The sequence below is a fragment of the Exiguobacterium antarcticum DSM 14480 genome, assembly GCF_000685865.1.
In the GTDB taxonomy this organism is placed as follows: domain Bacteria; phylum Bacillota; class Bacilli; order Exiguobacteriales; family Exiguobacteriaceae; genus Exiguobacterium_A; species Exiguobacterium_A antarcticum.
In genome coordinates, this window is sequence record NZ_JMKS01000003.1 from 495,294 (window position 1) to 513,728 (window position 18,435).

The 18,435-nt window shown below is 45.9% G+C and carries 16 protein-coding genes; 1 reads left to right on the forward strand and 15 read right to left on the reverse strand.

Annotated features, from left to right (window positions below):
* Window positions 1–24: 24 nt before the first annotated feature.
* The 13 genes from P404_RS0103570 to P404_RS0103630 form a co-directional block, all read right to left on the reverse strand.
* Entirely contained in the window at window positions 25–1,221 is a 1,197-nt protein-coding gene (locus P404_RS0103570) for a glycoside hydrolase family protein (protein ID WP_014970977.1), read from the reverse strand.
* A 107-nt stretch (window positions 1,222–1,328) separates the two neighbouring features.
* Window positions 1,329–3,269 carry a threonine--tRNA ligase gene (gene thrS / locus P404_RS0103575; protein ID WP_026829991.1) on the reverse strand — a complete coding sequence of 647 codons (1,941 nt, stop codon included), beginning with the start codon at window positions 3,267–3,269 and terminating at the stop codon, window positions 1,329–1,331.
* Window positions 3,270–3,588: 319 nt separating this feature from the next.
* Window positions 3,589–4,506 (reverse strand): primosomal protein DnaI, encoded by a 918-nt coding sequence (gene dnaI, locus P404_RS0103580; protein ID WP_026829992.1) that lies wholly within the window; start codon window positions 4,504–4,506, stop codon window positions 3,589–3,591.
* Window positions 4,507–4,518: 12 nt separating this feature from the next.
* Entirely contained in the window at window positions 4,519–5,874 is a 1,356-nt protein-coding gene (locus P404_RS0103585) for a replication initiation and membrane attachment family protein (RefSeq protein ID WP_026829993.1), read from the reverse strand.
* A gap of 67 nt (window positions 5,875–5,941) precedes the next feature.
* A complete protein-coding gene (gene nrdR / locus P404_RS0103590; protein ID WP_014970981.1) occupies window positions 5,942–6,424 on the reverse strand; it encodes a transcriptional regulator NrdR in 483 nt (160 codons plus the stop codon).
* A 13-nt stretch (window positions 6,425–6,437) separates the two neighbouring features.
* Window positions 6,438–6,776: a hypothetical protein gene (locus P404_RS0103595; RefSeq protein ID WP_236624283.1), complete on the reverse strand. Its 339-nt coding sequence runs from the start codon at window positions 6,774–6,776 to the stop codon at window positions 6,438–6,440.
* A gap of 136 nt (window positions 6,777–6,912) precedes the next feature.
* The gene (gene speD, locus P404_RS0103600) at window positions 6,913–7,299 is read right to left on the reverse strand and encodes an adenosylmethionine decarboxylase (protein ID WP_014970983.1); all 387 of its coding nucleotides are present in this window, start codon (window positions 7,297–7,299) and stop codon (window positions 6,913–6,915) included.
* Between the two features lie 260 nt (window positions 7,300–7,559).
* Window positions 7,560–8,603, reverse strand: coding sequence for a glyceraldehyde-3-phosphate dehydrogenase (locus P404_RS0103605; protein WP_026829994.1), 1,044 nt, complete (start codon window positions 8,601–8,603; stop codon window positions 7,560–7,562).
* A gap of 175 nt (window positions 8,604–8,778) precedes the next feature.
* Window positions 8,779–9,369: a dephospho-CoA kinase gene (gene coaE / locus P404_RS0103610; RefSeq protein WP_026829995.1), complete on the reverse strand. Its 591-nt coding sequence runs from the start codon at window positions 9,367–9,369 to the stop codon at window positions 8,779–8,781.
* On the reverse strand, window positions 9,366–10,196 hold the full coding sequence (gene mutM / locus P404_RS0103615) for a DNA-formamidopyrimidine glycosylase (RefSeq protein ID WP_014970986.1): 831 nt from the start codon (window positions 10,194–10,196) through the stop codon (window positions 9,366–9,368). The genes coaE and mutM overlap by 4 nt, the downstream gene beginning before the upstream one ends.
* A gap of 24 nt (window positions 10,197–10,220) precedes the next feature.
* Window positions 10,221–12,818: a DNA polymerase I gene (gene polA, locus P404_RS0103620; RefSeq protein WP_026829996.1), complete on the reverse strand. Its 2,598-nt coding sequence runs from the start codon at window positions 12,816–12,818 to the stop codon at window positions 10,221–10,223.
* A 201-nt stretch (window positions 12,819–13,019) separates the two neighbouring features.
* Window positions 13,020–14,753 (reverse strand): two-component system histidine kinase PnpS, encoded by a 1,734-nt coding sequence (gene pnpS, locus P404_RS0103625; RefSeq protein WP_014970988.1) that lies wholly within the window; start codon window positions 14,751–14,753, stop codon window positions 13,020–13,022.
* Window positions 14,750–15,457 (reverse strand): response regulator transcription factor, encoded by a 708-nt coding sequence (locus tag P404_RS0103630; RefSeq protein ID WP_014970989.1) that lies wholly within the window; start codon window positions 15,455–15,457, stop codon window positions 14,750–14,752. Before P404_RS0103630 ends, pnpS begins: the two co-directional genes overlap by 4 nt.
* A gap of 217 nt (window positions 15,458–15,674) precedes the next feature.
* Between P404_RS0103630 and P404_RS0103635 the strand changes: the two genes are divergently transcribed.
* Window positions 15,675–16,106, forward strand: a complete 432-nt coding sequence (locus P404_RS0103635; RefSeq protein WP_371818606.1) for a divergent PAP2 family protein — start codon at window positions 15,675–15,677, stop codon at window positions 16,104–16,106.
* A gap of 91 nt (window positions 16,107–16,197) precedes the next feature.
* Here the strand turns inward: P404_RS0103635 and mdh are convergent, their stop codons facing one another.
* Together mdh and icd are read right to left on the reverse strand one after the other, a co-directional pair.
* The gene (mdh, locus tag P404_RS0103640; RefSeq protein ID WP_026829998.1) at window positions 16,198–17,130 is read right to left on the reverse strand and encodes a malate dehydrogenase; all 933 of its coding nucleotides are present in this window, start codon (window positions 17,128–17,130) and stop codon (window positions 16,198–16,200) included.
* A gap of 27 nt (window positions 17,131–17,157) precedes the next feature.
* The gene (gene icd / locus P404_RS0103645) at window positions 17,158–18,432 is read right to left on the reverse strand and encodes an NADP-dependent isocitrate dehydrogenase (RefSeq protein ID WP_026829999.1); all 1,275 of its coding nucleotides are present in this window, start codon (window positions 18,430–18,432) and stop codon (window positions 17,158–17,160) included.
* Window positions 18,433–18,435: the final 3 nt, after the last annotated feature.

An 18,435-nucleotide genomic window follows, 5' to 3' on the forward strand; every position in this document is an offset into this window, starting at 1 on the left:
ATTCCGCAAAGGAATAGGCTTTTTTTATGGAATAAAATTAAAGCGTTCTGATGTTTCCGCCGAAAAGACACCTAACTTGGAAAACAGGACGACTTGATTTACCGTTGCTTGATTTACTTCGTTTTGACGAAAGCTTAGTTTCTCTTTATCCGTGAATCGATTGTAGAGCGGCTTAAATCCATAATTGACGTGTGGCTGAAATTGAATGGCCCGATCAATCTTTTCCAGTCGATTCTGTTTGATGCTGCCACCGACTACTCCACGTCCTAAAATAGCGATGGCTTTTCCGTCTGCCCGATGCACGTTTCGAATCGTATTGTATTGAATGACCGGTTGGTTCCAGTTCATCATTGAAATCGCATGATCTTTCGTTCCGTCAATTACGTTATTTAAAATACGGACCGCCGTATGCGGACGATCTTGAGAATATTGATGTGTGCCGATTGCGACATTGATATTAGTGAAGTCATTGTTCCGAATCGTAATATCGTGATTCGGTGTCCGGTCTTGCGCCGACCATTTCCATTGAAAGCCTTTTGTGACCGGGTCCGGCGTATCCAGATTAATGGATTCATTGGGACCTGTCCCGGCAATCATCTTCGCATCGACAAAATGCATGTTTTCAATAAGTGCCGTTTTGGTCGCATCCAGTTCAATTGCATGTGACCCTTGTTGATGACGGATCGTGATTCCCCCGAGATACAGATTTTCATTATGCGCAATCGCAAAAGCTGAGCCGCGCGGAAAATAATTTAAATCGATTTGAGCATTTCCCCGTCCGATGATTTTAATGTTTTTTGACCCGCCATATTTCCCGACTGTTGTATTTAACCGCAAAACAGAAGGTGGCACCAAGTCGAAGATGCTTGTCGTTGCACGGATTTTTGACGTACCTGTCTCATTCGTCTTTTTGATGATGACACCATCCTCTAAAATGATGGTCGTATTGGAAGGAACCCCGACACGTAACGGGGAAAGATACACTCCTTTTGACAAGACTAGCGTTCCTCCGCCTTCCGCCTCGATTTTTTCGAGATACGACCGAAGTGTGTAATGATTTCTAGTTTGGGCATTGTATGTCGAATACGCGCGAAGTGCAGGATCAACCGGTTCTGTCTGTGGCGTAATCCGGTAACTTTTCATACTGATTGCGTGTTCTGTGTCAGGTAAAAGCAGAAATACTAAGACCAGGCATACTCCAAGCATCGTTCTTGTTTTCATTCCCTCATCCCCTTCTCTGTTCCTATTATCGGTATTCGAGCATAGAATCTGTAGGACAAAAAAAGAGGGCAGCTGTGAGCCACCCTCTTATCGCTATTACTAAATCCTTATTTTGAACGGTTTGCGATTTCTTGTTCCAAGTCGCTGACGAACTGTTCCAGTGATGCGTTGCTTGAATCTTTTGAACCGTAGCGGCGGATATTGACTTCACGCGCTTCGATTTCTTTATCACCAAGAACGAGCATGACCGGTACTTTATTGACTTGTGCTTCGCGAATCCGGTAACCGAGTTTTTCATCCCGGAAGTCCGTTTCGACACGAATCCCTTTTTTCAGGAGAATCGCTTTGATTTCACGTGCGTAGTCTTCATGTACGCTTGAGACTGGAATCAACTTCACTTGAACCGGTGCGAGCCATGTCGGGAATGCCCCTTTGTACTCTTCGATCAAGTACGCGACGAATCGTTCCATTGTCGAGACGACACCACGGTGTAGGACAACAGGACGATGATCTTGTCCGTCATTTCCTTTGTACGTCAGCTCAAAACGTTCCGGCAAGAGGAAGTCGAGTTGGACGGTCGATAGCGTTTCGTCTTTGCCGAGTGCCGTCCGGACCTGCACGTCAAGCTTTGGTCCGTAGAATGCCGCTTCGCCTTCTGCTTCGAAGTACGGCAGCTCGAGCTCATCCATCGTTTCTTTTAACTCACGCTGCGCCATTTCCCAAATCGCATCGTTGTCGAAGTATTTTTCTTTATCAGCCGGATCACGGTACGACAGACGGAACTTGTAGTCTGTGATACCGAAGTCGGCGTATACTTCCTGAATCAAGTGGACGATTGCTTTGAACTCTTCCTTCATTTGATCCGGACGAACAAACGTATGTCCATCGTTGAGGACCATGTAACGGACACGCTGGAGACCTGTTAACGCACCCGACATCTCATAACGGTGCATACCTCCGAGTTCTGCGACACGGAGCGGTAAATCACGGTACGATCGCGGTTCGTTTTTATAAATCATCATATGGTGCGGACAGTTCATCGGACGGAGGACTAACTCTTCATTGTCCATCTCCATTTTCGGGAACATATCATCTTGATAATGATCCCAGTGTCCTGATGTTTTATACAATTCAACAGAACCGAGAACCGGCGTATAGACATGCTCGTACCCAAGTTCGAGTTCTTTATCGACGATATACCGCTCGACCGTCCGGCGGATGGCTGCGCCTTTTGGCAACCACATCGGTAGACCTTGACCGACATCTTGAGACGTAAAGAACAAATTGAGTTCTTTTCCGAGTTTCCGATGGTCCCGTTCTTTTGCTTCTGCCAGGAAATGCAGGTGTTGTTTCAACTGGTCTTTATTCGCCCATGCTGTTCCATAAATCCGTTGGAGCATCTTGTTTTTCGAATCGCCGCGCCAGTAAGCACCGGCGATGCTCATCAGTTTGAAGACTTGGAGTTTGGCTGTCGCCGGCACGTGTGGTCCACGGCAAAGATCAAAGAACTCGCCTTGACGGTAGAATGTTAAGTCCTGATCCGCTGGAATCGATTCGATCAGTTCGATTTTGAGCGGATCGTTTAATTCTTGATAAACAGCCAGTGCCTCGTCACGTGAAACGACTTCCCGTTCGATCGGTAAGTTTTCACCGGCAATCTTATTCATCATCTTTTCGATTTCCGGCAGGTCTTCCTCTGTCAGACGGCGCTCCATATCGATGTCATAATAAAACCCGTTTTCGATCGTCGGTCCGATTCCAAGATGAATCGTCTCGTCCGGGTACAGACGTTTGATGGCTTGAGCCATCAAGTGTGCCGATGAGTGGCGGATCAAATCTAATCCTTCTTCCGAGTCCGGCATGACGAGTTCAATGGAACCATCCTCTTCGATTGGACGACGGTAGTCGATGACTTGTCCGTTCAGTTTTGCGGCGAATGCTTTTTTTCGTAATCCTGGACTAATTGAAGCGGCGACTTCTTCAGCTGTAGTTCCGGCTGCAAATTCTTTTACTGCACCATCTGGAAATGTAAGAGCAATGTTTGACATGACTGCTTCCCCCTCAAATTAAAATAAAAAAGACCCATCCCTCAAAAAGGGACGAGTCTCAATCTCGTGGTACCACCCTCGTTCCCGAACATGTTGCCATGTACCGGCTCGAACACGCGATAACGGGCGTGACACGCAAACGGATTAGCCCCGCTTGAGCTATGAGGGAGTAAAGAAATGACGGATTCCATGAGAAGCTTTCACCATCCTTCTCTCGCTGATCTGGACCATTTCATTTTTCGTGTCCTCAATCGTAGCTGACATCTATACAGATTGTGTCCTTAGTATAGCGAAAATCGAACTTCCTTGACAAGAGAAATTAATAGCGACGGCGGTTTTCACCTAAAAACTCAACCGGATTCGTGGTCGTCCGGATTCGTTCCATCAATCGCATCGCTTTTAATTTATCGCCTTGATCATTCGTAATGCCAAAATGTAACTCGAGTTCGTCATAGGAAAGGTTGGAACTGAATAAGGTCGGTAACCGGTGCATCATCCGATACTGAAGAATGATGCCGAACAATTCATCACGGACCCAGGGACTAATGGATTCTGCGCCGATGTCATCAATCAACAAGACAGGAACCGTCTGGAAACTTTCCAAAAACGTATCAAAACTATCGGACCGGATACGGCGTTTCGCTTCCGAGACAAAACCAGGTGCATGGACAAGAATCGTTGCAATCCGTTCTTTTTTCAAGGCATTGCCGATTGCAGCCAGAAGATAAGTTTTTCCGACGCCAAAACTCCCGTGTAGATACAATCCTTTTGTTTGTTGTTTCGAACGCGCAGAATTTAAAAATTGTGAGGCAGCCCGCAAGGCCAGTTTCCGGTCCGTCGTCGTCAAATCAAAATCACTGAAGTTCGCATCCCGGACTTCATCCGGTAAAAACAAACTTTTGAACTTTTTCTCTAAAGCCCGTTCATTTTCAAGATCACGTAACGCTTGTGTTTTTTCATAGGCGACCATGATTTGACCTTTCTCTAGATGGAGAACAGGCTGGTATCCTTCGATGACAGCCTTCTTCTCAATGATTTGATTCCCATGCATCTGTTCGGCGTACTCATTTAGCTTCAGCATCCCTCGCTCAATCGTCCGTTGATCGATTTCCGGATGTGTTCGTAAAAACATGATGACGCCCGGATGTGACAATACACGTTGATGGATGGCCCGAACCGATTCCGCCACGTCCGGCCGATTTAAAATCTTTTCAATCGATGATTGGATATGTTCCATCTCACTACTCCTTTATTTGCCCTTGAGCTCCCGCAGAATCCGTTCCATTTCTTCATCATCTGGCACTTCGGCTTCAAAGCTCGCTTTTTTCGTCGCTTCATATTGCTGCTGTTTTTCTTTTTCTTCTTGTAACCATTTTGGATTCGGACCGGTCGCATTCGAACGACCTCTTCGTCCTCCGACCGTCTGCCGTGAACGTTCTTGCTTCTGGTCCTGTTTTTTCGAAATCAACTCGTCTTGTTCTTTCGTTTTCGCCAACGCTTCAGCCGCTGTCACGTACCCTTTTTGTTTCCAGTCGTCGACGATTGAAAGTAAGAAGTTTTTACTGAACCGATTATCTTTTTTGATGACAAGTGCATAGTAGTAAGCTGCATTGACGATACCGGATGACATCTCATAATCGATGATCAACTGTTGAATCAACTCTTCGTCCCGCTCCGACAAGGCTTTGACTTTTCTTAATTTCGCAACGTAATGTTTCGGATGGGTCCCTTCCATCGTTTCCGTTTCACTCAGCTCACCGACTTCCACTTCCTCGAGGACCGCCACCTTCGCTTTTTTCTCGCGACTCAGCTTTTGCTTCGCCGACAACATCATTTGTTTACAACGCTCTTGTTTTTCACTGTCCGTCATCGGCAAATACGCTTCGTGACGAAAACGAGCATTTAACAGTTCCGCCATCAACGCCTCGTTCGATTGTGTCACGTAGGCTAATTTCAACAAGAGATGATCAATTGATTTCGTATAAAAACTACGTGGGAGGAACCGATCGGTCTGACGTTTCATTTCTTCGAGGTCAAAGGAATAATCAAATTCATAGGCAGCCCGTTCTTGTTTCGCATACGACTTTGGCTGATGCGCTGAAGCCAAACCGGCTTTGACATCAAATACTTGATCAAAGCGTACCGTTCGATCGACGACGTTTTTCGGTAATGGCTCCGTCCGGAATCGATTTTGTAACGACCGGAATCGAATTTCACCGACACGATAAAACAGTAAACTCGATAACACACCATCGTTCAAAAAAGTATGCGGGGCTAACGGCACACGTATTTGGTAGACATAACGATAAGCGGCTTGTTTGGCTTCAAATGTCCGAATCAAGCCGATCCCTTCGAGCTTAAACAGTTCCTCTTTAAATTCCTCGACTGAAAACCCAAGTAACGTCCCAAGTTCCGCATGTGAAATATATTGAGATTTTGTTTTTCCAGGAATCATCTCACTCCAAAACGTTTGGTACAAACCAAGTGCCTTCACCCCAATGATTGGTTGATATAAATAATAGAGGGACTGATAGGCTTCCCGATCGACGACACCATTACTCATGATCAGGCAGAGATCAGTCCCTGACAATTCACGTTCCATCATTTGATTGGTCCCTTCTTTCGTGAGAAAAAGAGAGGGCGTTCTGAACAGACAGACGACCTCTCCTTCATTATGTTAGGTTTTCTCGTTCATTGTCTTGATGGCGTTCCATCAATTCAGATAACTCTTGGAAAAAGACGTTGATGTCTTTGAACTGCTTATAGACACTGGCAAATCGGACATAAGCCACTTCATCGACAGAAGCGAGTTCATTTAATACAAGACGCCCCACTTGTTCACTTGGAATTTCGTGTTGTGCGGTCGCGCGTAACGTTTTTTCGACACGACTGACGACGGTCTCCAATTGTTCGATGGAAATCGGTCGTTTTTCACACGCTCTAACCAATCCTCGCAGAATCTTATCCCGATTGAATTCATCACGCGTCCCATCTTTCTTGACGATGATGAGCGGTGTTTGTTCAATCATCTCAAATGTCGTGAAGCGATACCCGCAGGATTCACATTCACGCCGTCTGCGAATCGATCCAAAATCTTGCACGGGTCGTGAATCCAATACTTTTGTCCCGTTATAGTTGCAGGCTGGACAACGCATGTCGTACCTCCATTCACGTAATTTCTCTTGTGCCGATCATCTTCAAACGATACGCGGCATCGAGGTCCTGATAAATCGACTCAATCCATTTTTCAAGATCCGGACCTAACAATCCGTCCCGATGTAAAAAGAGATCGACAGCTGTCCGACCTGATCCGACCATGATGACGGTTGCAAGTCCGTCTAGTCCAGATGCCTGGAAGGCCAATTCCCCTCTTCCTTGGTCGATTCGTTTGACTGTTCCTTGTTGGCGTGTAATCGCCGTTTCTAGACCTGTGAACAACATCTCTGCTGTCGCTGCATAATAGTGCGTCCGTAATTTTTCATTTTTATGTGTGTCCGATGTTTCCATTTGTTTTTGCAAACGTTCCTTTAGTCCCATTCGTCATCACCTTTTTCTGTTTTCTTCTACTATTAAGAATAACAGACGTCAGACATATTAAAAAGCCCTCGCCATGAAGACGAGAGCTTGTTCATTCGTGTTTTTGTCAGTTAACGTGCTGAACCGTAGCAGCAGGAACTTTGACAGGTCCCAGACCACGTGGAATTTCGACAGTTTCACGGATTTTCGCATCGAGTGCATCAGCGATATAATTCGCTGCGATAGCCGGATCGATCCGATCGCCACATGTAAATACATCAACCGATGCATATCCATGTTCTGGAAAACTATGAATCGTTAAATGCGATTCAGAGATGATGACGACGCCGCTGACGCCGTGTGGAGCAAACTTATGGAATGCGACTTCACGTACTTCTGCACCAGCTTGAAGTGCTGCATCAACAAAAAGTCGTTCTACAAATTCCATGTCGTTCAATTTTTCAGGATTACAATCCCAAAGTTCTGCAATAATGTGTCTTCCCATAGTATCCATTTGTGGATCCCCCCTACATTCAATGGTCTTCAAAGTAGTTATGATCACTTACTTTGCGCCTGAGTCGTTCGCACCCACGGGGGAAAGTTAGTCCAGAGAGGTCCTAACCCTTTAAGCTGCGATTGCCAGACCGATTGAAGTTCACGATTTGAATTATAGCGAGTATCAAAAAGATACACAAGGATAAATTTCGAATTTTAATATATTTTCCTAAAAAAAACGCTCTACTGACTGCTGTAGAGCGATTCTTCCATATTTAATTATTTTAGCTCAAGTTGTTTTTCTTCATTCTGTATCGCCTTGATATGCGCACCGACCAGATGGACGAGATCGACGACACGACATGAATACCCCCACTCATTATCGTACCAAGCAAGAACTTTTACTTGTCGTCCTCCCATGACCATCGTCGATAAACCATCCACGACCGTTGACTTTTCTTCACCGTTAAAGTCAATCGAAACAAGGGGTTCCATGGTCAGACCAAGAATTCCGTCGAGTGCTCCGTCTGCTGCTTTGACGAACGCTTCATTAACTTCTGCGACCGTCGTATCCCGACTCACTTCAACGACCAAGTCGACGAGTGATACGTTTGGTGTCGGCACTCGTAACGCTAACCCGTTTAATTTTCCTTCTAAATGTGGCAACACAAGCGAAATCGCCTTTGCCGCTCCGGTCGAAGTCGGAATGATCGATGAGCCGCAGGCCCGAGCCCGACGTAAATCCTTATGTGGATTATCGATGTTGTTTTGATCATTCGTAAAGGCATGGATTGTCGTCACAAGACCTGTCTCGATCCCAAATGCCCGATCGATGACTTGAACGACCGGTGCAAGGCAATTGGTCGTACAGGATGCGTTTGAGACGATATGATCCACTTCATGATCATACATCGCGTCATTGACCCCCATGACGATCGTCCGGATATCCCCTTTAGCCGGCGCCGTGATGACGACCTTTTTAGCACCTGCCCGCAGATGTTTGGCAGCACCTTCATCCGAATTGAATTTCCCTGTCGCTTCGACGACGACATCGATTTCAAGCACTTTCCATGGTAAACGTTCAGGATCACGTTCGCTGACGATTTGGATGACCTGACCATTGATCATCAATCCATTTTCGACGATTTCCACTGCATGTTCGAACTTCCCGTGAACCGTATCGTACTTGATTAAATGTGCGAGTGTTTCTGCCGGATAACTGGCGTTGATTGCCACGACTTCGCTTTTCCCCTCAGCGATCAATCGACGAAAAACCATTCGACCGATCCGCCCAAAACCATTGACTGCCACCTTGACTCCCATATCTGGATCCCCCTTCAATGTGACGGATGATGCTCCGTTTACAGATAGAACTATATCATGAAATGTAAGCGATTTCATTATGTAATCTAAAAAAAGTGAGAGAAGTTGGTAACTTTCTCTCACTTTCATTTTGAAGTCTGTTTTTGTACTCGTCATTGGTTTGACGACTGACTTTTTATCCAGCCATCCGGAAGGTTTCCAACCATTGATCAATTTGCTGATATAATGCTTCGCGTGTGCCTTCGTTCGATAACACATAGTCCGCCAGCCGTTTTTTTTGTTCGATATCAAGTTGAGAATCGATTCTTGCCTGCGCCTCTTCAGCGGTCAATTGATTACGTTCCATCAAACGTTTTTTTTGTAAATCCGCCTTACAATAGACGACTACGACTTGTTCGACGAGTTGTTTCCAGTCCCCTTCAAGTAACAACGGAATATCAAATACGATCAACGCCTGCCCCGCTTGTTCATATTCGTCTGCTTGTTGAAGCATCTGCTGACGAATTTTCGGATGCATCAATTCATTTAACACGAGTCGTTTTTCACTATCGTGAAAAATGATATCCCCCAGTTTTGCACGAACAAGCTGTCCATCTGAAAAAGCAGATGGAAACACGGCCTTCACTTCCTCATAGGCCAATCCGCCCGGTTCGATGACAGCGCGCGCGACAAGATCTGCATCGATGACAACAACTCCTTGTTCTTGCAAATAAGCAGATACTGTACTTTTTCCGGTCGCGATTCCTCCAGTCAGCCCGACTCTCATAACGCTACCTGTTGGCACGTCGGACAGAAGTGCGTCCCACGTCCACCCACCTTGATTTTTTCAATCGCCGTTCCACATCTCGGACATGGGACTCCGGTCTGACCGTAAACAGCCAGTTGCAATTGAAATTCACCCTTCCCGGTTGGAGAAACATAACTGCGAATCGTACTTCCGCCACTCTCGACCGCTTTTCGCAAGACGTCAACACCCGCAACATGTATTCGGGCAATCTCATCGAGTGTCAAGGCACCCGCTTTCGTCAAAGGATGGACACGGGCTGCATACAACGTCTCATCGACATAAATATTACCTAGCCCTAAAAAGATGGACTGATCGAGTAAGGCCGTTTTGATGGGACTTCGTTTTTTCCGAATCAGATTTTCTGCCAATACTTCTGCCGTGAACGTCGGATCAAACGGTTCACGTTCGAGTTGGGCAAGGGGAGCAACAGACATCGCCGTCTCTTTATCCCGCAGCTCCATCGTTCCAAACTTCCGGACATCGTTATAATGTAATTCCGAACCATCCGTAAAGCGGAAGATGACATGCGTATGCTTATCTTTTTCGATTGCTTGTGGATACGGAAAATACTTTCCTTCCATTCGTAAATGACTGACTAAATAAAAACGCTCGAATACGAACAGTAAGAACTTCCCCCGACGGTCTACGCGTTCGATGCGTCCTTGCTTCAACGTGTCAATGAACGGACCTACTTCCATCCCGCGAATCATCTTCGGGTGAAATACTTTTACAGAAGAAATCGTTTTTCCGGAGACCGTCCGCTCCAGACTACGTCTGACGGTCTCGACTTCAGGTAATTCAGGCAACTTGTTTCCTCCTCCAACAACCGTTTATTTCGTTTCGTACCATGAGTGTCCCGCATCCCCATCGACACGCAAAGGGACCGATAAGTGGACGGTCTGTTCCATCGCTTGTTTGACAAGTGATTTTAGTTCATCCAGTTCTTCATCTGGCGCTTCAAAAATCAATTCATCGTGGACCTGAAGCAACAGACGGGCCTGCAATGGCGACTGTTCTAATGCCGCATGGACGTCAAGCATGGCTTTTTTAATGATATCTGCTGCTGATCCTTGAATCGGTGTATTGATTGCTGTTCGTTCTGCAAAACCACGTAAATTGAAGTTTTTCGAGTTGATGTCCGGAATGTTGCGCCGACGATTCATCAACGTTTCGACAAAACCGTTCATCCGTGCCTTCTCGATGGCCGCATCCATGAATAGCTTGATTTGTGGGAACAATTCAAAATAACGGTCGATGAACTCTTGTGCTTCCTTACGCGAGATGTTCAAATTCTGCGACAAACCGTAATCACTGATGCCGTAAATGATCCCAAAGTTAACCGCCTTCGCCTGACGACGCATATTACCCGTGACATCGTTCGGTTCGACACCAAACACACTACTCGCCGTCTGCGTATGGATATCGGCATCATCCAAAAATGCCTGAACCAATGTCTCATCTTCGGACATGTGTGCCATGACGCGCAATTCGATTTGCGAATAATCCGCCGCGTACAAGGACCAACCGGGTTCGCTCGGAACAAAGGCCTTCCGAATCTTACGGCCCTCTTCAATCCGAACCGGAATGTTTTGCAAGTTCGGGTTCACCGAACTGAGGCGTCCTGTCTGAGCAATCGTTTGGGCAAAACGTGTATGGATTTTTCCGTCTTCCTTAATCACTTTTTGTAGCCCTTCGACATACGTCGATTGTAGTTTTTGTAGTTCCCGGTACAACATGATGTGATCGATGACCGGATGTAAGGGGCGCAGTTTTTCTAACACATCCGCCGCTGTCGAATACCCCGTCTTTGTTTTTTTGAACGCCGGCAATTCGAGTTTTTCAAACAAGATGACACCCAGTTGTTTCGGTGAGTTGATATTAAACTCTTCTCCGACTTCCCCGTAGATCAATTGTTCTAAATCGTTTAGACGTCCTCCAAGATCCTGTTGCATTTCTTGCAGGGTCGCGACGTCGACCCGGATACCGGTCCATTCCATCTCGGCAAGGACACCAGATAGCGGACGTTCTAACGTCTCATACAATTCAAATTGTTGATTCGCCTTCAGTTCTTCGACTACTTTCGGGAACAGCAATTCAATCATCCGTGCCTTCTCTGCTAAATAGGGATGTAACAGGTCATCCGTTGGTGTAAGACGTTTTGCCCCCTTACCTAAGACCGCTTCTTCATTCGGCGCCATCAGCATGTAATGGCCGGCAATCGAAGCAAGTGTCGTCCCACCACTTAAGTTCAACAAATAACCAGCGAGCAACAGATCATCAAAAGCTGTCAGTTTCAAATCGTGTTTCCGTAGCGCAAAGGCAACTTGTTTCGCATCCAGACAGATTTTTTGATGGTCGGACTCAATCCAGGCGCGAAAGGCCGGATCGAGGAGCAATTCTTGTGAAGCGACATAAATTTGATCGAGTGTCGCAATCCCAAAACCGATGATGTCTTCTTCCATGTAATCTTCCCGCAATTGTTCGACGACAAGGACGGCGTCCGTGACATCAAGCGGAAGAGAGGAGATGGTCTTGACGTTTAATTGTTCCTTGTCTGCTTCTTCGACGACCGGTGCAAACCGGTTCGTCAATGATTTAAAACCAAGCGATTGGAACAACGAATAAGGAATCTGTGTATCGACATCACTGATCTGTAAATCATCCAGCGTGACATCAAGCGGGACGTCCAGCTTGATCGTCGCGAGTTCCTTCGAGAGGCGCGCCAATTCTTCGTTGGCGATGACTTTTTCTTTTTGTTTTCCTTTTAAGTCTTCAACATGTTCATATAACCCTTCGACCGACCCATAGGCAGAAATCAGTTTGATGGCGGTTTTTTCACCAATTCCCGGCACCCCTGGGATGTTATCGGATTTATCTCCCATCAATCCTTTCAGGTCAATCATCTGCATCGGTTTCAAACCACCATACGTCTCGGCAAATAATTTTTCTGTCATACAGAGCACGTCTGTAATCCCACGTTTAGTGATCAACACCTCGACTTGATCGGTCACGAGTTGCAGTAAATCCTTATCTCCCGTCACGATCCGGATTCGATCAGCCGGCATCGTCTGCGCAAGTGTTCCGATTAAATCATCTGCCTCGTACCGATGAAGTTCCATCATTTGAATCCCTAAGGCTTCACAAATATCCCGGACAATCGGAAATTGTTCACGAAGCTCAGAAGGTGTCTTTTCCCGACTCCCTTTGTACTCCTGATAGACATCGTGTCGGAACGTTTCGCTCGAAGCATCAAATGCCACAAGCATATGTGTCGGCTGTTCCTCTTCAAGTAGTTTTAACAGCATCATCGTAAAACCATATGCGGCATTCGTATTACGTCCTTGTGCGTCCGTCATCGGCGGCAAAGCAAAAAAAGCACGATACGTTAACGAGTTTCCATCAATCAATAACAGTTTGTTTTCCATCATCTACGCCCCTTTGGAAGATTTTCTGTCCTTATTGTATCACTCTACACACATTTGTTCGCTAAAAAGCCGACAAAAAAAGACGACCGGCTAAAATGCCGATCGTCTTTGTGCCTCTCGACATGGGAGCTGATCCAGTCGGGACACAGATGATGAAGAAGGTAGTTTAAGCATACGATTATTCTGTAAAGAGAATATGAACCATTATCCCTTTTTTGGTAAACGTATCGTAAAGGTTGTCCCCTCATTTTCTTCTGACTCGACATCAATCGTTCCGTGGTGGAGATCGATGATGTGTTTGACGATGGCCAGTCCGAGACCCGTTCCACCTGAATTTCGACTCCGCGCTTTGTCGACCCGATAAAACCGTTCGAAGATCCGTTGCGTTTCCTTCGGATGGATCCCGATTCCATCATCTTTGATCCGTAACAACACTGCTTCCTCGCCATCTTCCAGACTAACCCAGACGTTCCCACCATTTGGTGTGTAGTTCAGTGCATTGGCGACGAGATTGACGACAACTTGTTTCAAACGGTTTAAATCGGCACGGATGAATACTTCCTCTTCCATCTCAAGATGGATTTTCATCTGTTTCTCAACCGCTTTATGGCGTAATAAGGTTTCCGTTTCGCGAAGCAAACTCGTCACATCGACAATCGTCGTCTCGAGCTGGTAGTTATCCTGTTCAAGACGAGATAACTCAAGTAGATCCTCGACCAGCGTCTGCATTCGTTCTGATTCATCATGAATGATGTTTAAGAACTGTTCCCGAATTTCCGGGACGTCTTGTGCCCCGTCTAACAAGGTTTCCGCAAATCCTTTGATTGAGGTCAACGGAGTTTTCAGCTCATGACTGACGTTTGCCACGAAGTCTTTACGCATCTGTTCAAGTTTCTTGATTTCCGTAATATCATTAAAGACGACCGTCGTCCCTTGGACACGACCATTTTTCCCAAAAATCGGTGCAGCACTGACCATGAAGGTCCGACTGTTTAATCCAAACCGGACACTCGATTGTTTCCGATTTGGTTTTTCCGTCAAATAGACGTCTTCAATCACTTGGCTCATCTTTTCGTTCGGCAGAACCCGGTAGTAGAGTTTACCATTCGATTTGTCATGGATATTAAACATCTCACGGTAGGTCCGGTTGACAAGTAACACATATCCTTTTTCATCAATCAACATCAGACCAGCACCCATATACTCAATCAATGATTCAAGCCTTGCCCGTTGCATCGCTTCGCCAGAAGAGGCATTTTCTAAGTTTCGGGCTAATAGGTTGATTGATTTTCCGAGATCTCTTGATTCGTCTGGTGCCGTCAGTTCATATACACGTGATTTGTAGTTTCCATGCGAAAGTTCATACAACACCTCGGTCGCTTCCGCGATAGGTCGTAAAAATCGTTTCGTCGAACTGTAGACGGCAAAGAAGATGATACAAAACGACGTAATCAAAGACAGAACGATGACGGTCCAGATCCTTGAATAAATCAGATCCAAATCTTTTGTATACCGGATTAAACTGATGTAAACTTCGCTACCATCCGCAGTCATGACAGGTTTTGTATATTGAAGACTCGTCTCATCGGTTTTTGACTCAAACGTCCCTTCATCAGGAATGGCAGAGAAGTTGATGGCACGGACATTTAATTTCGTCACATCAATCGGTGTTCCGGCAATGATTTCGCCACGTGAATTAAATAAAATCATATCGAAATTCGACTCTGCATATAGTTTGTCGACATACAGGGCCATATCGGAAACCGAACGATCACGTAAAATCGTCTCGACGAGAACCGTCTCGTCCGTCAGTTTTTCTTTTTCATTATTGACATAAAACTCTTTAAAGGATTGTCCAAGTAAAAAACCAAGTGCAATCAGGACCAGACTGATGAATGACAACATTTTCAGGATAAATCGTTTGCGGTATTTACTCATTCCGCTTTCGGCTCCTCCATCTTATAACCCAGTCCACGAATCGTTTTGATATAAATCGGTTTTTTCGTGTTCGGTTCGATTTTTTCACGAACATGACTGATATGGACATCAACGATGCGCGTATCTCCAACAAAGTCATAGTTCCAGATGGCGGACAATAGTTGATCACGCGTCAAGACACGGCCTTTGTTTTTAGCGAGATACACCAGTAACTCAAATTCCTTTGGTGTCAATTCAAGTCGTTCGTCCGCCTTAAACGCTTCATAGTTATCGGGTACGATCTTGACATCCCCAATCAGGATGGTTCCATCCGTGACCTCTTCTACGACAGACTGTTGGTTCATGCGGCGTAGAATCGCCTTGACGCGCGCAACGACTTCTCGCGGACTGAACGGCTTCGTCAAATAATCATCGGCTCCGAGTTCAAGTCCAAGTACTTTATCAAATTCATCATCTTTTGCCGTAAGCATCAAGATCGGTGTGTTGATTTTTTGTTGACGTAATCGTTTACAGACCTCTAGCCCATCGAGTTCCGGCAACATCAGATCGAGTACGATTAAAGCGGCATCTTGTTTTTCGGCTAATTTCAGACCTGTCATGCCGTCATGTGCGGTTTCAACGATAAAACCGGCTTGCTCTAAATTAAATTTTAAAAGCGTGGCGATTGAGAGTTCATCATCAACAACGATTATTTTATCTTTCAAAACAGTTGGCCTCCTCAGCGCGTTTCATCTTTGAATGAGGAATTCCGTGGAATCCACTTCTTCTGTCTTCATCTTACCGACTTTCGCCACTAAATCACAAATCTTTCTGGTCTTTCTTTACATAATCTTTAAGGTCGGACATGTTCTTCCAGTAGTTTCCCGTGTTGAAACCGAAGAATTCGGGAAACAGTAACATATCGTCATTGAATGTGGAGGAATGAATATGGAATGGAACAACCCGTTATTGGCAGCAATCACTGCTTGGTTTATCGCGCAAGCAGCAAAACTTGTCACCGGTCTCATCAAAACAAGAAAATTTGATCTTGAAATCATGTTTGCTTCAGGTGGTATGCCCAGTTCACATAGTTCGACTGTCGTCGCACTGGCTGTCGTAATTGGCTTTCAAGAAGGGTTTGATTCATCACTGTTTGCGCTCGCTACGATTTTTGCCGTCATCATCATGTATGATGCAACCGGAGTCCGGCAAGCAGTTGGTCTACAAGCCAAGCTTCTAAATGATTACTTTAAAGGAATCCGTCACGAAACACCGTTACTCAACGAATTGGTTGGGCATACCGAGTTTCAGGTCTTCGTTGGTCTTTTACTTGGTTTAGCGGTTGGTTTCTTGTGGCCTGTTCTTTTCTTATGATACGTAATCTTTATCTCACAAAAAAAGGTGAATCCGGATTTAAATCCGGATTCACCTTTTTGATTGAGCAGTCTGTATCAGATTACATGACTTAAAGAAGTTCAAGAACAGAGCGAACGGTCGAAACAGAACGGTCTAGGGCTTGTTTTTCTTCGGATGTGAGTTCAAGTTCTAATACTTGTTCTACACCATTCCCACCTATGATGGTTGGAACACCTAAGCACAAGTCTTCGTACCCATACTCGCCTTCAAGATAAGCAATCGCCGGCAAAATCCGCCGCTGATCCTTTAGGATAGCTTCGACCATCTCGACAATCGCAGCTGCGGGTGCGTAATACGCTGAACCGTTGCCAAGCAACTGAACGATTTCCCCGCCACCTTTGCGTGTCCGCTCAACGATTCCAGACAAGCGGTCTGGTGGAATCAACTTCTCGAGCGGAATGCCGCCTGCATAAGAATAACGTAACAACGGAACCATATCGTCTCCGTGCCCACCGAGCACGAATCCGGAAATATCCTTGACGGATACGTTCAGTTCCATCGCAACAAACGTTCGGAACCGGGCGGTATCTAACACACCAGATTGACCGATGACCCGTTCTTTCGGAAAACCGGACGCTTGAAAGACGGTATAGGTCATCGCGTCGACAGGGTTCGTCAAGACGATGATGATTGCTTGCGGTGCGTGGGTCACGATTTCTTTTGTGACCGCCTTCATGACGTTTGCATTCGTGCTGACAAGATCCTCACGACTCATCCCCGGTTTTCTGGCAATCCCGGCCGTAATGACCACAATGTCAGAACCTTCGATGTCTCGATAATCCGATGTCCCTTTAATCCAAGCATCAAATCCTTGGATTGGTGCGGTCTCCTGCATGTCGAGCGCTTTCCCTTTCGTTGCGTTTTCCTGCTGCGGCATATCGACGAGCACAATATCCCCTAACTCTTTTTGAGCGAGGTACAGTGCTGTCGTCGCCCCTGTGAATCCGCTACCGATGACCGAAATCTTTTTCCGTCGATTCATTGTCCAATCCCCCTAGTCAAGATTCAATTACATATTCTTGATGAGTTCATCCGCGAATTCAGAACATTTCACTTCTGTTGCACCGTCCATCAGACGCGCGAAGTCATAGGTGACGACTTTTTCTTCGATTGATTTTTCCATCGATTGGACGATCAAGTCTGCTGCTTCATTCCAACCCAAGTGACGGAACATCATTTCTCCTGAGAGAATGACGGATGACGGGTTGACTTTATCAAGTCCTGCATACTTCGGTGCTGTACCGTGCGTCGCTTCGAAGATCGCATGTCCTGTCATGTAGTTGATGTTTGCTCCAGGTGCGATTCCGATACCGCCGACTTGTGCTGCAAGGGCATCAGAGATGTAATCACCGTTTAGGTTCATTGTTGCGACGACATCAAATTCTTTTGGACGCGTCAAGATTTGTTGTAAGAAGATATCTGCGATTGAATCTTTCACGATCAACTTGCCAGCTGCTTCTGCTTCAGACTGAGCTTTGTTCGCTGCGTCAGCACCTTCTTCGTCTTTAATGCGGTCATACTGGTTCCATGTGAAGACGTGTTCTGCGTACTCACGCTCTGCGAGTTCATATCCCCAGTTTTTGAAAGCACCTTCTGTGAACTTCATGATGTTCCCTTTGTGGACAAGCGTCAATGAAGTACGTTTGTTTTCGAGAGCGTATTCAATCGCTGCACGGACAAGGCGTTCTGTTCCTTCTTTTGAGATTGGCTTGATGCCAAGACCAGAAGTTTCAGGGAAACGGATTTTATTGACACCCATCTCTGTTTGAAGGAAGTTAAGTAATTTTTGTGCTTCTTCACTACCTGATGCATATTCGATTCCTGCATAGATGTCTTCCGTATTTTCGCGGAAGATGACCATGTCTGTATCTTCCGGGCGTTTGACCGGTGAAGGAACACCTGTGAAGTAACGGACCGGGCGAAGGCATGTGTACAAATCGAGTTCTTGACGAAGCGCAACGTTAAGCGAACGGATTCCGCCACCGACTGGCGTCGTAAGTGGTCCTTTGATTGCGATGATGTGTTCGCGGATGAGATCAAGTGTTTCTTCCGGAAGCCAGTTGCCTGTTTTATTGAAGGCTTTTTCTCCAGCGTAGACTTCTTTCCACTCAATTTTCTTTTCGCCGTTGTATGCTTTTTCGACAGCAGCGTCGAAGACACGAACTGCAGCATTCCAGATATCAGGTCCAGTGCCATCACCGATGATGAACGGAATGATTGGAGCGTTTGGTACGTTTAGAGTTCCGTTTGTTACTGTAATGTTTTCGCCTTGAATTGTAGCCATTTG

What these genes read in the sequence shown, in the direction of transcription:
- dnaI (WP_026829992.1), bottom strand. Translation starts at nt 4,506, where the DNA reads ATGGAACATATCCAATCATCGATTGAAAAGATTTTAAATCGGCCGGAC.
- nrdR (WP_014970981.1), bottom strand. Translation starts at nt 6,424, where the DNA reads ATGCGTTGTCCAGCCTGCAACTATAACGGGACAAAAGTATTGGATTCA.
- P404_RS0103570 (WP_014970977.1), bottom strand. Translation starts at nt 1,221, where the DNA reads ATGAAAACAAGAACGATGCTTGGAGTATGCCTGGTCTTAGTATTTCTG.
- pnpS (WP_014970988.1), bottom strand. Translation starts at nt 14,753, where the DNA reads ATGAGTAAATACCGCAAACGATTTATCCTGAAAATGTTGTCATTCATC.
- P404_RS0103585 (WP_026829993.1), bottom strand. Translation starts at nt 5,874, where the DNA reads ATGATGGAACGTGAATTGTCAGGGACTGATCTCTGCCTGATCATGAGT.
- mdh (WP_026829998.1), bottom strand. Translation starts at nt 17,130, where the DNA reads ATGAATCGACGGAAAAAGATTTCGGTCATCGGTAGCGGATTCACAGGG.
- thrS (WP_026829991.1), bottom strand. Translation starts at nt 3,269, where the DNA reads ATGTCAAACATTGCTCTTACATTTCCAGATGGTGCAGTAAAAGAATTT.
- P404_RS0103605 (WP_026829994.1), bottom strand. Translation starts at nt 8,603, where the DNA reads ATGGGAGTCAAGGTGGCAGTCAATGGTTTTGGGCGGATCGGTCGAATG.
- speD (WP_014970983.1), bottom strand. Translation starts at nt 7,299, where the DNA reads ATGGATACTATGGGAAGACACATTATTGCAGAACTTTGGGATTGTAAT.
- polA (WP_026829996.1), bottom strand. Translation starts at nt 12,818, where the DNA reads ATGATGGAAAACAAACTGTTATTGATTGATGGAAACTCGTTAACGTAT.
- P404_RS0103595 (WP_236624283.1), bottom strand. Translation starts at nt 6,776, where the DNA reads ATGGAAACATCGGACACACATAAAAATGAAAAATTACGGACGCACTAT.
- icd (WP_026829999.1), bottom strand. Translation starts at nt 18,432, where the DNA reads ATGGCTACAATTCAAGGCGAAAACATTACAGTAACAAACGGAACTCTA.
- P404_RS0103635 (WP_371818606.1), top strand. Translation starts at nt 15,675, where the DNA reads ATGAATATGGAATGGAACAACCCGTTATTGGCAGCAATCACTGCTTGG.
- coaE (WP_026829995.1), bottom strand. Translation starts at nt 9,369, where the DNA reads ATGAGAGTCGGGCTGACTGGAGGAATCGCGACCGGAAAAAGTACAGTA.